Raw genomic sequence first — 15,029 nt, forward strand, 5'->3', positions numbered from 1 at the left:
TGCCGGGGGTGGTTTCGCGTGCCGGGGGCTCTAGGTCGGAGGTTCGGCTCGTGGAACGCGGTTGGGCTCGCTGTAACTGGTGGTTTTGGCGTGCCGGAGGTCTTTTCGCGTGCCGGGGGTGGTTTCGCGTGCCGGGGGTCGGGAGGTCGGAGGTTCGGCTCGTGGAACCGGGTTGGGCTCGCTGAAACCGGTGGTTCTGGCGTGCCGGAGGTCTTTTCGCGTGCCGGGGGTGGGGTGGTCGGAGGTTCGGCTCGTGGAACGCGGTCGGGCTCGCGGGAATGGGTGGTTTTGGCGTGCCGGGGGTGGTTTCGCGTGCCGGAGGTGGGGGCGGGCGGCTCAGACGGGCGGCGGCGGCGCGGCGTCCGTGCTCGCGGCGTCCGTGCTCGGGTCGTCCGTGCTCGGGGCGGGACCGGCGTGGCGACCGCGGGGGGCGAGCGCGCCCTCGCTGATCCGGAGGACGCGGTCGGCGGAGGCCTGGACGGAGGCGTCGTGGGTGGCGATCAGGGCGGTCGCGCCCTCGGCGTGCACGACCGAGCGGATCAGCTCCAGGATCGCTGCGCCGGTCGCCGCGTCCAGCTGGCCGGTCGGCTCGTCGGCGATCAGCAGCCGCGGCGATCCGGCCAGGGCGCGCGCGATCGCGACGCGCTGCTGCTGGCCGCCGGACAGCTCGCTCGGGCGGGAGCGGCCGCGGCCGTCGAGGCCGACCAGGTCGAGGAGGTGGGCGATGCGCTCGTCGCGGCGGGCCGGGTCCTCACGGTGCAGGCGGAGCGGGAGGCCGACGTTCTCCGCGGCGGTGAGGTGCGGGAGCAGCCCGAAGGTCTGGAAGACGAAGGCCAGCGAGTCGCGGCGCAGGATGGTGCGGGCCGCCTCGTCCAGGCCGGTGACGGATCGGCCGTCGAGGACGACCGTGCCCGAGGTGGGCGCGTCGAGGCCGCTGATGCAGTTCAGCAGGGTGGTCTTCCCGGAGCCGGAGCGGCCGGAGAGCGCGACGATCTCGCCGCGCGGGACGCGGAACGAGACGTCGCGGAGGGCGGTCACGACTCCGGCGGGGGTGCGGAAGGTGCGGGTCAGGGAGTCGACGACGAGCACGTCGGTCATCGCGCGGGCTCCTCGGGGTCGGCGGCGGGCTGCGGTTCGGGGCGCTCGGGCCAGACGCCGACGTGGTCGCCCTCCAGGGTCAGCCGCACACGGTCCTCGAGTCGGAGCGCGTCGCGGAACTCGGCCGGCAGCTGCAGTCGGCCGACCCGATCGAGGACGGCGAACTCCTCCTCCGACGTGGTGGTGCCTCCGCTCGCGTCGAGCTCGTCGCGGCGCAGGGTCTCGGAGGAGATCCGGCCGTCGCGGATCGCGACCGCGCGCTGCACCTGGCCGGCGACGGTGGGATCGTGGGTGACGATCAGGATCGTGCAGCCGAGCGACTCGTTCACCGCGCGGAGGGCGGCGAAGACCTCGTCGCCGGTGCGCGCGTCGAGCTGGCCGGTCGGCTCGTCGGCGAGGAGCACCCGCGGCGAGCCGGCGAGGGCGACGGCGATCGAGACGCGCTGCTGCTCGCCACCGGAGAGCGCCGCGGGCCGGCGGTCGGCCTTCTCGGCGAGGCCGAGCAGCCCGAGCAGCTCGTGCGCCCGCGCCGCGCGCTCGCGCCGGCCGCGGCCGGCCAGGGCGAGCGGCAGGGCGACGTTCTCGGCGGCGGTGAGCGCGGGCAGGAGGTTCTTCGCGGACTGCTGACGGACGAAGCCGACGCTCGAGCGCCGGTAGCGCACCAGCTCCGCCCCGCGCAGCGCGGCGAGGTCGTGGCCGTCCAGTCGAGCGCGGCCGGCGGTGGGGGCGTCGAGCCCGGAGAGGATGCCGAGCAGGGTCGACTTGCCGGAGCCGGACGCGCCGACGATCGCCAGCACCTCGCCCTCGCCGACGAGCAGATCGAGCCCCTGCAGGGCCTGCACCTCGACGCCGCCCGCGCGGAAGACGCGGACGAGGGCGTCGCAGACGATGAGCGCCTGCGCGCCGAACTCGCCCGAGCGGCGCTGCGCCAGCGGGCTCGTGCCGGTCGCGGCGGTCGGGTCCGCCGGGCTCGGGGTGCGGGTGGGGCTCATGATTCCTCTCCGGATCTCAGGATGTCGGTCGTGCGGACGCGGCGCGAGAGCGGAGCGTCGATCGCCAGGGCCAGCGCGAGTGCGGCGGCCGCCGCGCCGAGCAGGCCGAGGGGCAGCGCCGGCGGGATCGCGAGGGTCGCGGCGCCGCCGACGAGGGTCTCCACGCCGAAGGCGGGCCAGGCCGCGACGAGGACGACGGCCGCGGCGAGCGCTCCGCCGACGACTCCGCTCAGCACGGCCGGGACGAGCTCGCCGGCCGCCAGGGTGAGCCGCGCGCGGCCGGGGACGCCGAGCGCGCTGAGCAGGGCGAGCGTGCCGCCGCGGCGGCGGGCGCCGAGGACGGTGGTGACCAGGAGGGCGAGGACCGCCAGCGCCGTCGTGGCCAGGAGCGAGAGGCCTGTCGCGTCGCGGACGCCGGCGACGAGCGCTCCGTCGCGCTGCCGTTCCAGCACATCGGAGCGGACGATCGTGCCGTTCGGGAGGGCCGCGGCAGCCACGTCGCCGACGGCGAGCACAATGGCGGGCGGCGCGAGGGGGTCGCTGCCGGCCGCGGTGACCGCGGCGGCCAGCGCGTCGCGGTCGACCACCACGACGGAGGTGTCGATCCAGTCCGGGACCGTCACCGGTCCGCCCGACACGACGGCGCGCAGCGGCACGTCGTCGACGACGAGCCCGAACGGCTCGGCGCCGAGCGAGTCGGCGAGCCGCGCATCCACCAGGACGGGCAGGGGCTCGGCGGCGCCGGCCGCGATGAGGGAGCGGACCGCGTCGGCCGACGAGCGCTGCGGCTGGTCCTCGGGCAGCGCCGCGAGCAGATCGGCGTAGTCGTCGTCGACGCTCAGCACGGTGGCGCTGAGCGAGGCGGTGGGGCTGCGGACCTCGACGGCGTCGAGCACGCCGAGCGCGGCGGTGACCGCTCCGCCGTCCGCGAGCGTCGCGGCGAGCGCGGGACCGTCGGCGGCGTCGTCGACGCGGACGTCCGCGCCGACGGTGCGCCAGGACAGCGACTCCTGCCCGGCCGCGACCGTCTGCAGCAGCACGAGCGAGGTGAGGGCGGCGCTCGCCGCGAGGACCAGCGTGGCCAGGGTCAGCACCGAGCGGGCCTTCCTGGCGCCCCGGGCGCCGGCGAGCAGGGGATCGGGGGCCGCGCGTGCCCGCGGCCGCGCGCCGCAGCGGAGTGAGCAGGGCGGCGGGCAGCGGCCAGCGCCAGCGCGATCACCGCCGCGCAGAGCACGGGCGCGACGAGGGCGAGCGGGTCGAGGCCGGTGCCGCTCGCCCGGGCCCCTGCCGCGCAGGGCGGCGACCGCGAGGGCGCCAGCGCCAGGAGGAGGCCGGCCCCGGCGAGGGGGAGGACGCGGCCCGGCGCGGCGTGGTCGGAGCAGCGGGCGCAGGACGGCGACCACGGGCGCGACGACGAGGACGGCGGCGACGCCGATCAGGAGACCCGTCGACTCCGGTGCTGCCCCGAGCGCTGCGGCGGTCGCGATCCCGAGTGCCGCGCCGAGCGCTGTCACGAGCAGCGCCTCGAGGCCCGCGTGGATCCCGATCAGGCCGAGGGAGGCGCCGTGCGAGCGGAGCAGCGCGATCTCGGGGCGGCGCCGACGGGCGAGCGCGGTGCCGGCGAGACCGGTGACCAGCACCGCGACGCCGAGCAGGCCGGCGGCGAGGGTGGACAGCTGCGCGGTCGCGGCCTCCGCGGCGGGCGGGAGCGCGGCGAGGGCGTCCTCGTAGCCGGACTCCGCGGTGACGCTCAGCGGAGCGCCCTCGGTCAGCGTCGAGGTCGAGGTCTCGAGCGCGTCGATCTCGCGGCGCACGGTCTCGGTCCGCGCGAGGTCGAAGCGCGCGGGGTCGAGGCCGACGCGGATCGTGCCGACGGCCGGCTCCTGCAGGAGCAGCCCGATCCGGTCGAAGACGACGGGACTCGTGAGGGCGACGACGACGGGCTGCTGCTCGCCACCGCTCGTGCCGGAGGCGCCGGGCTCCCAGAGGCCGGGCAGGTCGGTCCAGGCGTCGGCGCCGGGGTCGACGGGCTCGACGACGCCCGTGACGCGCAGCAAGGGTCCGCCGCCGGTGGCGCCGTCGATCGCATCGCCCACCGAGAGCCCGGCGGCGGCGGCGCTCGCCGAGGAGACGACGACCGGGGCGGGGTCGCCCGGATCCTCGGCGGAGGGCAGCTCACCGGCGACCAGCCGGACGCGGTCGGCGGCGGCCGGATCGAGGACGCCGACCCGGACGACCGCGTCGCCCGCGGGGATCTGCACGGGCTCCTCCGGGCCCAGGATCGCGGTGGTGATGCTCCGGACGACCCCGGTGAGCGGCGCGGGCAGGCGCTCGGGGAGCTCGTCGGCGAGGGCGAGCAGGCGCTCGGAGGTCGTCGTGTCGTAGCCGGAGACATCGGCGACCGTGCTGAGCAGGCGGAGGTCGGCGTCGCTCCCGGCGGCTGCGACCGCCTCGACCGCCGCGGTGTCGAGGGTGCTGCGCAGCTGGTGCGGCACCGCGACGGCGAGGGCGGCGGTCACGGCGGTGAGCACGAGGATCCCGAGCAGGGCGACGAGGTCGCGCCGGGCGCGGCGGGCGATCAGGAAGGCGGCGGTGCCGAGAGCGCGGACGCCGTCGACGCGGCGCGCGGGGCGTGCGGGGCCGGTCATCCGTCGGCCCCTGGCGCAGCAGGCTCGGACAGCGGCAGCCGCCGCTGGGCGAGGGGCGAGGGCCGCCGAGACGGCGGTGAGCGCGGCGAGCAGGGCCAGCGGGAGGAGCGACACGGCCTGCCACGGCACGACCGGCTCGACCGGGCGGGCCGCTCGCGCCGGCCGCGATCCGGCCGCCCGCGAGCGCCAGGACCGCCCCTGCCGTTGCCCGCGAGGCCGACGACGACGCCGGCGAGCGCGGTCGCGACGGTGGTCGGCGCAGAGGACGGCGAGCATCCCGCGCCGGGACAGCCCGATCGCCCGCAGCTGGGCGGCCTCGAGCCGCCGGGAGCGGGCGACGGCTGCCGCCCGTGCCGAGAAGCCGGCGAGGGCGAGCAGCAGGCTCGCCCAGACGACGACGGCGGAGGCGGCGGGGACCTCGGCGCGCAGCGGTGCCTCCTGCATCCGGCGGGCGAGGGATGCGGCGGTGACGGTCTCGGACCGGTCCGCGGCGGGTCCGTCCGCGGCGGGTCCGTCCGCGGCGGTCGCCCCCGCCGACCAGTACTCGTCGACCAGGCTCCCGAAGGCGTCGGCCTGCACCAGCCGGTGCGCGAGCGCGCGGCCGTCGACCACGATCGTCGACTCGGACCGCGGGCTGGACGGCAGTCCCGCCGCGAGCGACGCGAGATCGTCGGAGGTGGCGGCGCCAGGCACCTCGGGGGTGTCGCCGACCATGCGCAGCGAGACGGGGGTCCCGGCGACGAAGGCCGTGACCGCAGCGCCCGCGAGGACGTCGAGGTCGTCAGCGAGCGCGACGGGCAGGACGGCGCCGACCGGCTCCTCCGGGTCCCAGCCGACGGCGCCGTAGGTGGTCGGCGCGGAGGAGAGCTGGGTCAGGATCGAGAGGCGCGCTCCCGCGGCCGTCACCGCGACCTCGGGCGGTCGGCGAGCGGTGTCCTGGCGCGAGCCGGCCCACTCCGCGGCGTCGGTCAGATCGAGCGGGACCGGCGCGTCCGAGCCCGCGGACAGGGTCGCGAGCGCCTCGAGCGAGACGTCCACGGCGATGAACGTGTCCGTCTCGACGTCGCGCAGGGTCGCCGTGAGGGCGACGAGCCGGAGCGACGCGGCCGGGTCGATCCCTCCGTCCTCGGTGCTCAGCGGCACTGGTCCGGTCGGCGAGGTCAGGGAGCCGAGCGGGAGGATGTCGATCCGCCCGCGCTCGTCCTCGACGGCGGCGGAGACCTCGACCGCCAGGCCCTCCGGAGCGTCGAGTCCGGCGAGGAGCTGGAGGCCGGTCGTCCCGGCGGGCAGCGCGGGGCCGGTGTCGACGAGGTCCTCGGAGCGCAGCTCCTCGGCGAGGTCGGCGCCGCCGGCGCGCGCGACCGGGCCGGATCCCGGGCCGAGGAGCCGCCGGGCCCGGGCGTCGAGGGCGAGGATCTGCGCCGCCGCTCCTGGGCCGTCGCTCGCGAGACCGGGCGGGGTCTCCTTCGCCACCAGGCTCTGCCGGCGGAGCACGGGGGAGCCCTCGGCGGAGACCGACGACGGGCGGGGGCGCCGAGGGCGACCGCGGCCTCGTCGCGCACGCCCTGCTGCCAGGTCGCGCCTCGCGCCGAGCGACACGACGGACGCGCCCACGGTGAGTGCGACGAGCACGATCCCGGTCGAGCGGCCGCTTCCCCGTGCCGCGAACCAGCCGGCCAGGGGGCGACGGGCGCCGGCGAGCGGGACGGCGAGGGCCGCGGACTGGCAGCGCGCACAGCCTGCTGCCAGCCGCGCGCCGACGACGGCGATCGCGCAGAGCAGCAGCGCGGGGTGAGGGTGAGCAGAGGTCGCCGCGCTCGGCGCCGCCGGTCGCCGCGCGCCAGGCCAGCACCGCCGCGACGACGACGAGGATCGTTCGACCGGCCGCCGCGAGCGGGCTCCGTCCGCCGGCGGGCGCGGGCGGCAGCGCGACGAGGACGCCGACGACGAGGGCCACTGCGGCGGCGCAGAAGCAGGGCGGCGGCGTCCGGCAGCACCAGCGGGGAGGCCCGCGGCGTCCAGCGGCGGTGCGGAGACGACCAGCGCGTGCAGGAGGACACCGCCCCACGGGCTGAGCAGGGCGATCACCGCGGCGACCGCGACCCCGTCGACGGCCACCGCTCCCACCCGCTGCAGGGGCGTCGCGCCCCGCTCGCGCAGCCGCTCGATCTCCTCGCGGCGCGCCTCGGCCAGCAGGCCGGTGACGGCGCGGGCGCAGACGATCAGCACGACCGCCAGCAGCAGCGCGATCACCAGGGCGGCGGCGCGCGAGCCGGCGAGGCCGTCGGCGACGTCGTCGAGGGCGGCGGGCAGCTCGGTGTCGACGAAGAGCGAGCCGTTCGGATGCGGGACCGCGCGGGCGATCGCCACGTCCGCGTCGCCCGCCGCGGCGCGCAGCTCGGCGAGGCCCTCGACTCCGGTGCTCGGGAACCGCGGGCTCTCGACCGCCTCGAGCTGGGCGGGGACGAGGCCGGAGGCGTCCAGCCCGCCCGGGGCGGCGATCAGCGGGCCGACGGCGTGGACGGGGTTGTAGAAGGAGCGGTTCGGCTCGGCGAAGTCCTGCGCGTCGCCCTGCGCGACGAGCGGGTCGTTCTCCCAGTACGTCCCGGTCTCGGGGGAGGACCGGTAGAGGCCGTCGATCCGGAGCGGGGCCTCGTCGCCGAGGGTGATCGAGTCGCCGACGGCGAGCCCCAGCGAGCGGGCGGCGATGTCGGGGAGCGCGACGCCGGGGGCGGCCGTCGGCCAGGCGCCCGCGGTGAGGACGGCATCGGCGGCGGGATCGTCGAGCTCGACGAGGTACGCGTAGACGCCGCCGGGCGTGGTCGCCCACTCGGAGCTCGCCCAGCCGCTGCTCGTCCAGGCGGCTCCGCCGCCGTAGGCCTCGCGGGTCGCGGTGTCGGCGGCCTCGCGCGCCGCAGCGACGGGACTGCCGGGGCCGAGCACGCGCACCGTGACGTCGACCCGCTCCGAGCCGAGGGAGGTCAGCGCTCCGCTGACGCCGGCCTGCTCGGCCGAGCGGACGAGCAGGAGCGCCCCGCAGAGCACGGAGCCGGCCACGACCGCGACGGCGACGACGAGTGCGAAGAGGCGGGAGTGGCTGCGCCAGCGGCGCACGGCGAGCGACCCTGCCCAGGCGGGCAGCGAGCCGGACGCGGTGACGACCGTGCACCTCCATCGGTGAAGCCGGACCCAGCGGACGGGACCGCGAGCCGAGTCTAGGGCGGCGGTGCGGGCGCGGGGGCGCGCGGGGGCCGTCGTTCTGCGGCGGGGGTCCGGAGCGCGGGCGGGGCTGGAACCTTCGGCTCGCGGAACGCCGTCCGGCTCGCGGTTCTGCAGAGATCTCGCGTGCCGGAGGTCGTTCCGCGTGCCGGAGGTGACGGGTCGGGGCTTCGGCTCGCGGAACGACGCTCGGCTCGCGGAACGACGTTCGGCTCGCCGGATCACGAGGTTCCGGCGTGCCGGAGGTGATTCCGCGTGCCGAAGGTGGGCAGGGCGGGAGGTTCGGCTCGTGGTTCGAGGTCGGGCTCGCCGGATCGGGCGGTTTCCGCGTGCCGAGGGTGGTTCCGCGTGCCGGAGGTGGTCGGGCCGGCCGGTCGTGCACGGGACCCTGCTGGTCGAGTAGCCGTCCGCAGGACGGCGTATCGAGACCCCGCGTCTGCAGAACGGTGGATCTCGATACGCCCGCTGCGCGGGCTACTCGATCAGCAGGAGACGCGGGCTGCTCCGAGGAAGCAGCGCCCTGCTCGGATCGACAGGAGGTGCGCTCAGGCGGTCCCGGCCGCGCGGCGCACCAGCTCGGCGACCGTCGCGCGGGTCGCGTCGTCGGCCGCGGTGAGCGCGTAGGCGGTCGGCCAGATCGAGCCGTCGTCGAGCTGCGCGCCGTCCTGGAAGCCGAGGGTGGAGTAGCGGGTGCCGAACTTGGCGCCGGGCTGGAAGAACACGACCGCCTTGCCGTCGGCGCGGGCGTAGGCGGGGAAGCCGTACCAGGTCTTCGGCAGCAGCTCGGGGGTCTCGGCCGCGACGACGTCGTGCAGCATCTGCGCGATCGGCCGCTCGACGTCGGTCATCGCGGCGATCGCCGCCTCCGCGTCCGCCTTCTCGGCGGCGGCCTTGTCGGCGCTCTTCTGCCGCTTCGCCTCCTCGCGCAGCTCGGCGGCGCGCTGCTTCATCGCCGCGCGCTCCTCCTTCGTGAAGCCGTCGGCCATGGGAGTCTCCTTCTCGCGGCCCCGGATGGTCCGCCGGGCTCATCGTGACAGCCCGGCCCGCCGCGGGCAACGACGCGGGCGGGCGGGCTGTCGGCGGCCGCCGGTAGCGTGGACGGATGCGCCTCCTCCTGATCCGCCACGGCCAGACCCCCTCCAACGTCGACGGGATCCTCGACACCCGCATCCCCGGCCCCGGCCTCACCGAGCTCGGCCGCAGCCAGGCCGCGGCGCTGCCGACGACGCTGGCCGACGAGCCGATCGGCGCGCTGTTCGTCTCGACGATGCGGCGCACGCACGAGACCGCCGCGCCGCTCGCCGCCGCTCTCGGGCTCGAGCCGGTCGAGCGCGCGGGGATCCGCGAGATCGCGGCGGGCGACCTCGAGATGCGCGGCGACGAGGCCGCGGTCGAGGAGTACATGGGCACCGTCTTCCGCTGGGCGGGCGGCGCGACCGCCGAGCGGCTGGCCGGGGGCGAGACCGGCGACGAGTTCGCGGCGCGCTACGACGCGGTGGTGGCGGAGGCGGAGGCGACCGGGCACGACGTCGTCGCGCTGGTCAGCCACGGCGCGGCCATCCGCTGCTGGGCGGGGCTGCGCTCGCTCGACCTCGACGCGGACTTCATCGCCGAGCACCTGCTCGACAACACCGGCGTCGTCGTGCTGGAGGGCTCGGGCGCGAAGTGGTCGCTCGTCTCGTGGGAGGGCGAGCCGGTCAGCGGCATCGGCGTCGCGGCGCCCTCGGGGCCGGCGGGCGAGACGGCGGACTGACGGCACCCGGGCCGGTCGACCAGCCGGCCGCAGGGCGCCGCAGCGAGACCCGCCGTCTGCAGGTGGGTGGATCTCGATACGCCCGCTGCGCGGGCTACTCGATCAGCACGAGTGGTCCGCTGCTCGGGCCGCTCGGGCATCCGGGCGCAAGCGGGCATCCGCGGGTAACGATCGGGCAACGGTGTGGAAACAGGCGCTGACCAGGTCTGATGTGTTCGATAGCTCGGCTCTGCACCGTTCTGGACCCCCGGAGGAGCCGCCCTCCGTTTGTCCGAACGGGCACCCGCGGCTACCGTGGACGGCGGTCCTCGAGACCCCGATGAATCGGTCCGCGCTCGTGCGGCGTCCTCCCCGACGCGCCGCGAGCGTACGGTCAACGGGTGCGTGAGGCGGCCCCGTGGCCGCCTCCCGGACGAACCGCGCTCGCCTCCGCGCCCCCTCCGCACACCGCGGCGGGACGCCCGCGGAGGCTCGAGAGACGGTCGCCCCCGCACCCGACCCGGCACCACGAGATGAGAGTGCAGGGATGCGTCCCTGCGCGCCGACGGAGTGCACGTGCAGCAGAATCAGCAGGACATCAGCGAGCCCGGGAACGGAGCCGCCACCGCCACCCTCGAGCGCGAGGGCCCGGCCCTCGAGGCGAGAGGCCTCTTCAAGGTCTTCGGCCGCCGCCCGGAGGAGGTCGTGAGGCGACTGCGCGAGGGCGCCGACCGCGCCGCTCTCTCGGGCCAGGGCACCGCGGCCGTGATCGACTCCTCCTTCGAGGTGCGCCGCGGCGAGATCTTCGTGGTGATGGGCCTGTCCGGCTCCGGCAAGTCCACGCTCATCCGCATGCTCAACGGCCTGCAGGAGCCGACCGCGGGCGAGGTGCTGATCGACGGCACCTCGATCACCGGCGTCCCGGACAAGGAGCTGCGCCGCGTCCGCCGCTCGTCGATCTCGATGGTCTTCCAGCACTTCGCGCTGCTGCCGCACCGCACGGTGCTCGACAACGTCGCCTACCCGCTCGAGATCCAGGGCGTGCCGGCCGGCGAGCGCCGCGAGCGCGCCCTGCTCGCGGTCGAGCGCGCCGGCCTGGCCGGCTGGCACGAGAAGCTGCCCGACGAGCTCTCCGGCGGCATGCGCCAGCGGGTCGGGCTCGCCAGGGCGCTCGCCGCCGACACCGACATCGTGCTGATGGACGAGGCCTTCTCGGCGCTCGATCCGCTGATCCGCCGCGAGATGCAGGAGCAGCTGATCGAGCTGCAGCACGAGCTCGGCAAGACGATCGTCTTCATCACCCACGACCTCAACGAGGCGATGCTCCTCGGCGACCGGATCGCGGTCATGCGCGACGGCCGCATCGTGCAGATCGGCACGCCGGAGGAGATCCTCACCGACCCGGCGAACGACTACGTCGCGCAGTTCGTCCAGGACGTCGACCGCGCCCGCGTCCTCACCGCCTCGGCCGTGATGGAGCCCGCGCGCTCCGTCGTGACGCTCGCCGCCGGCCCGCGCGCCGCGCTGCGCACCATGCGCGACCAGCAGACCTCCGCGGCGTTCGTCGTCGGCGGCGGGCGCCGGCTGGTCGGCACCGTCCGCGACCGCGACGTGATCGAGCAGGTCCGCGCGGGCGCGACCGACCTCTCGCTCGTCGTCTCCTCCGACGTCGTCACCGTCGGCCCCGACACCGCGCTGAGCGAGATCATCGAGCCCGCCGTCGAGTCGGCGCTGCCCGTGGCCGTCGTCGACGAGGCGGGGCGGCTCCTCGGCGCGATCCCGCGGGTCACGCTGCTCGCCGCGCTCGGCAACGTCACCTCGCACACCGGCGAGGTGGCGCTCGTCGAGCCGCCGGCGACCCTGTCGACCGAGCTCGTCACCGCGACCCTGCACGCGACGGGCGGCCCCGTCGACGACGCCGTGCTCGCGACCGAGGGAGGCGTGCGATGAGCCCCGACCTCCGCCTCCCGCTCGGCGCCGCCGCCGAGACCGTCGTCGACGTGCTGACGCAGACCTTCCAGCCGGTGTTCGACCTGATCCGCACCGTCTTCGGCGCCGCCTACACCGGCGTCGACTTCGTCCTCGCGACCCCGCCGTTCTGGGTCGTCGTCGCCCTGATCGCGGTGCTCGCCTACGCCGCCCGAGGCTGGGTCTTCGGCCTCGGCTCGGCGGCCGGGCTGCTGCTGATCGCGAGCGTCGACCAGTGGGACAACGCGATGGACTCGCTCGCGCTGGTGCTCGTCGCCTCCGCCGTCGCGATCGCGCTGAGCGTGCCGCTGGGCATCCTGGCCGCCCGCAACCGGACGGCGTCCACGATCATCCGCCCGGTCCTGGACCTGATGCAGACCATGCCGGCCTTCGTCTACCTGATCCCGGCGCTGATCCTCTTCCGCGTCGGTGTCGTCCCCGGCATCGTCGCGACCATCGTCTTCGCGATGGCGCCCGGTGTGCGGCTGACCGAGCTCGGCATCCGCGGCGTCGACTCCGAGCTGGTCGAGGCGGGGGAGTCGTTCGGCTCCTCGAAGTGGCGCATCCTCCGGCAGATCCAGCTGCCGCTCGCGCTGCCGTCGATCCTGGCCGGCCTCAACCAGGTCATCATGCTGTCGCTCTCGATGGTCGTCATCGCGGGCATGGTCGGCGCGGGCGGTCTCGGCGGCGACGTCGTCGCGAGCATCGGCCGGATCGACGTGGCGCTCGGCTTCGAGGCGGGTATCGCGGTGGTGATCCTGGCGATCATCCTCGACCGGATGACCGGAGCGCTCGGCTCGCCGTCGCCCGCGCGCGTCAAGCGGGCCGGCAGCCGCAAGGCCGTCGTCGCCACCCGCGCGGCGATCGCCGCGGTGTCCGTCGGCGTCGTCGCCTCGCTCGGCGCCTCCGCCCTCGCCGCTCCCGCGCCCACCGCGGCCGTCGACAACGGCGACCGGACCGACGTCACCCTCGCCGTCTTCCAGGGCTGGGACGAGGGCATCGCGGCCTCGCGCCTCTGGGGCGCCGTGCTCGAGGAGCAGGGCTACGACGTGACGCTGCAGAACATCGACGTCGCGCCCGGCTTCTCCGGGCTGGCCAGCGGCGACTACGACCTCGCGCTCGACGCCTGGCTGCCGATCACCCACGGCGACTACCTCGACGAGTACGGCGACCGCATCGTCGACCTCGGCGCGTGGAACGACGACGCGAAGCTCACCATCGCGGTGAACGAGGACGCGCCGATCGACTCCCTCGAGGAGCTCGCGGCGAACCCCGAGGTCGTCGGCAACCGCCTGGTCGGCATCGAGCCGGGCTCGGGCCTGAACTCGGTGACGTCGGAGCAGGTCATCCCCGGCTACGGCCTCGAGGGGATGGACTACCTCACCTCCTCGACGCCGGCGATGCTGCAGGAGCTCTCCAGCGCGACGGCCGCCGGCGAGAACATCGCCGTGACGCTCTGGCGCCCGCACTGGGCGTACGACGCGTTCCCGGTGAAGGACCTCGAGGACCCGCTGGGGCTGCTCGGCGAGGCCGAGGGCATCCACGCGTTCGGCTCCGCCTCGTTCGACGCCGAGTTCCCGACGCTGAGCACCTGGCTGCGCGACTTTCGGATGGACTCGGACACGCTCTACTCACTCGAGAACGCCCTGTTCAACGAGGGCGCGGACGACCAGGACGCGGCCCTCGAGGCGTGGCTGGCGGAGAACCGGGAGTACGTCGACGGCCTGACGAGCTGACGCATCCCCTGCTGGTCGAGGAGCGCGCAGCGCGTATCGAGACCCGCGTTCTGCAAAGGGTGGATCTCGATACGCCCGCTTCGCGCGCTACTCGATCAGCAAGCGGGGGACCGCCTCGCGGGCTGCGCCGTCGGCCGTGCCTGCTGGTCGAGGAGCGCGCAGCGCGTATCGAGACCCGCCCTCCGCAGCCGACTCAGGCGCGGGCGGCCGCGTACTGCTCGCGGATGACCGGGCGGTGGTCCGGCGCCGGCTCCGCGAGCGACGTGACCTGCCAGGTCGGCCGCGAGCCGCTCAGCGCCCAGGCCGCCTGCACTGCGGCGCCGTCGGCGACGTACTCGCCCGGCGTCGGCACGACCACCGGCACGTCGAAGACCTGCGAGGCCGCGAGCTGCACCGCGCGGTTCTGCGCCGCTCCGCCGATCAGCAGGATGCGCCGCGCCTCGACGCCCTGCGCGCGCACCGCGTCCAGGCCGTCGGCCAGGCCGCAGAGCATGCCCTCGATCGCCGCGCGCGCCAGGTTCGGCCGCGTCGTCGAGGCGATCGTCATCCCGTGCAGGCTCGCCGTGGCGTCGGGCAGGTTCGGCGTCCGCTCGCCCTCGAAGTAGGGCACGAGCACGAGTCCGCCGGAGCCCGGCTCCGCCTCGAGCGCGAGCGCCGAGAACGCGTCGAAGTCGCTCCCGAGCAACTCGGCCGTCGAGGCCAGCACCCGTGCCGCATTCAGCGTGGCGACCAGCGGCAGGAACCGCCCGCTCGCGTCCGCGAAGCCCGCGACGGTCCCCGACGCGTCGCGCACCGGGTCGTCGGTCACCGCGAAGACCGTGCCGCTCGTGCCGATGCTGACCACCACGTCACCCGGCCCCGCGCCGAGGCCGAGCGCCGCGCCGGCGTTGTCGCCCGCGCCCGGTCCGACCACCACGCCGCTGTCGGTGCTGCCCGCCCGCTCCGACGGGCCGAGCACGCGGGGGAGGAGCGGCCGGTGACCGAGCGCCCGCTCGAGCAGCTCGAGATCGTAGCCGTCGGCGCCCCAGTAGGAGGTGCCGGAGGCGTCGGAGCGGTCGGTCGTCAGCGCGTCCAGCTGCGTCCCTCGAGCGGAGTCGGGGCCGTAGCCGAGCAGGCGCCAGGTCAGCCAGTCGTGCGGGAGCGCGACGGCCGCGACGCGGGCCGCGTTCTCGGGCTCGGCGTCGCGCAGCCAGCGCAGCTTGGTGGCGGTGAAGGAGGCGACCGGGACGCTGCCGGTGCGCTGCGCCCAGGCCTCGGCGCCGAGCTCCGCGATCAGGTCGCGCGCCGCGCCGGCGCTGCGGGTGTCGTTCCAGAGCAGCGCGGGCCGAACGACCCGCCCGTCCGCGTCGAGCACGACCATGCCGTGCTGTTGCCCGCCGACGGAGATCGCCGCGATGTCGTCGAGTCCGCCGGCGTCGGCGATCGCGGTCTGCAGCGCCTCCCACCAGGCGGCCGGGTCGACCTCGGTCCCGTCCGGGTGCCCGGCGCGTCCGGTGCGGACCACGGCTCCGGTCTCGAGGTCGCGGACGACCACCTTGCAGCTCTGGGTCGACGAGTCGATCCCTGCGACCAGCGTCATCGCCGTCACCTTTCGTTGGAGGTCGGTGCGTCGCGCGAGGCCGCCGGACGCAGGGAA

Annotated in this window: 8 protein-coding genes; 3 read left to right on the plus strand and 5 right to left on the minus strand. The window is 76.0% G+C overall.

What is annotated here, in order from left to right:
• Positions 1 to 336 precede the first annotated feature (336 nt).
• The 4 genes from GSU72_RS04945 to GSU72_RS04960 all read right to left on the minus strand — a co-directional run bounded on the left by GSU72_RS04945 (position 337) and on the right by GSU72_RS04960 (position 8,943).
• Positions 337 to 1,098 (minus strand): ABC transporter ATP-binding protein, encoded by a 762-nt coding sequence (locus GSU72_RS04945; protein WP_159984061.1) that lies wholly within the window; start codon positions 1,096 to 1,098, stop codon positions 337 to 339.
• Positions 1,095 to 2,090 (minus strand): ATP-binding cassette domain-containing protein, encoded by a 996-nt coding sequence (locus GSU72_RS04950; RefSeq protein WP_159984062.1) that lies wholly within the window; start codon positions 2,088 to 2,090, stop codon positions 1,095 to 1,097. The genes GSU72_RS04945 and GSU72_RS04950 overlap by 4 nt, the downstream gene beginning before the upstream one ends.
• A complete protein-coding gene (locus GSU72_RS04955) occupies positions 2,087 to 7,852 on the minus strand; it encodes a hypothetical protein (RefSeq protein WP_159984063.1) in 5,766 nt (1,921 codons plus the stop codon). Before GSU72_RS04955 ends, GSU72_RS04950 begins: the two co-directional genes overlap by 4 nt.
• Before the next feature lie 650 nt (positions 7,853 to 8,502).
• Positions 8,503 to 8,943: a hypothetical protein gene (locus GSU72_RS04960; protein WP_159984064.1), complete on the minus strand. Its 441-nt coding sequence runs from the start codon at positions 8,941 to 8,943 to the stop codon at positions 8,503 to 8,505.
• Positions 8,944 to 9,059: 116 nt separating this feature from the next.
• On the opposite strand from GSU72_RS04960, the gene GSU72_RS04965 reads away from it, so the two are divergent.
• The 3 genes from GSU72_RS04965 to GSU72_RS21895 all read left to right on the plus strand — a co-directional run bounded on the left by GSU72_RS04965 (position 9,060) and on the right by GSU72_RS21895 (position 13,393).
• A complete protein-coding gene (locus tag GSU72_RS04965) occupies positions 9,060 to 9,710 on the plus strand; it encodes a histidine phosphatase family protein (protein WP_159984065.1) in 651 nt (216 codons plus the stop codon).
• A gap of 576 nt (positions 9,711 to 10,286) precedes the next feature.
• Positions 10,287 to 11,639, plus strand: a complete 1,353-nt coding sequence (locus GSU72_RS04970) for a glycine betaine/L-proline ABC transporter ATP-binding protein (protein ID WP_244256084.1) — start codon at positions 10,287 to 10,289, stop codon at positions 11,637 to 11,639.
• A complete protein-coding gene (locus GSU72_RS21895) occupies positions 11,636 to 13,393 on the plus strand; it encodes an ABC transporter permease/substrate binding protein (protein WP_159984066.1) in 1,758 nt (585 codons plus the stop codon). Before GSU72_RS04970 ends, GSU72_RS21895 begins: the two co-directional genes overlap by 4 nt.
• A gap of 193 nt (positions 13,394 to 13,586) precedes the next feature.
• Here GSU72_RS21895 and xylB read toward each other — a convergent pair whose 3' ends face one another.
• Positions 13,587 to 14,972, minus strand: coding sequence for a xylulokinase (xylB, locus tag GSU72_RS04980; RefSeq protein ID WP_159984067.1), 1,386 nt, complete (start codon positions 14,970 to 14,972; stop codon positions 13,587 to 13,589).
• Positions 14,973 to 15,029 lie beyond the last annotated feature (57 nt).

It is taken from the genome of Rathayibacter sp. VKM Ac-2760, from assembly GCF_009834185.1.
Classification (GTDB): domain Bacteria; phylum Actinomycetota; class Actinomycetes; order Actinomycetales; family Microbacteriaceae; genus Rathayibacter.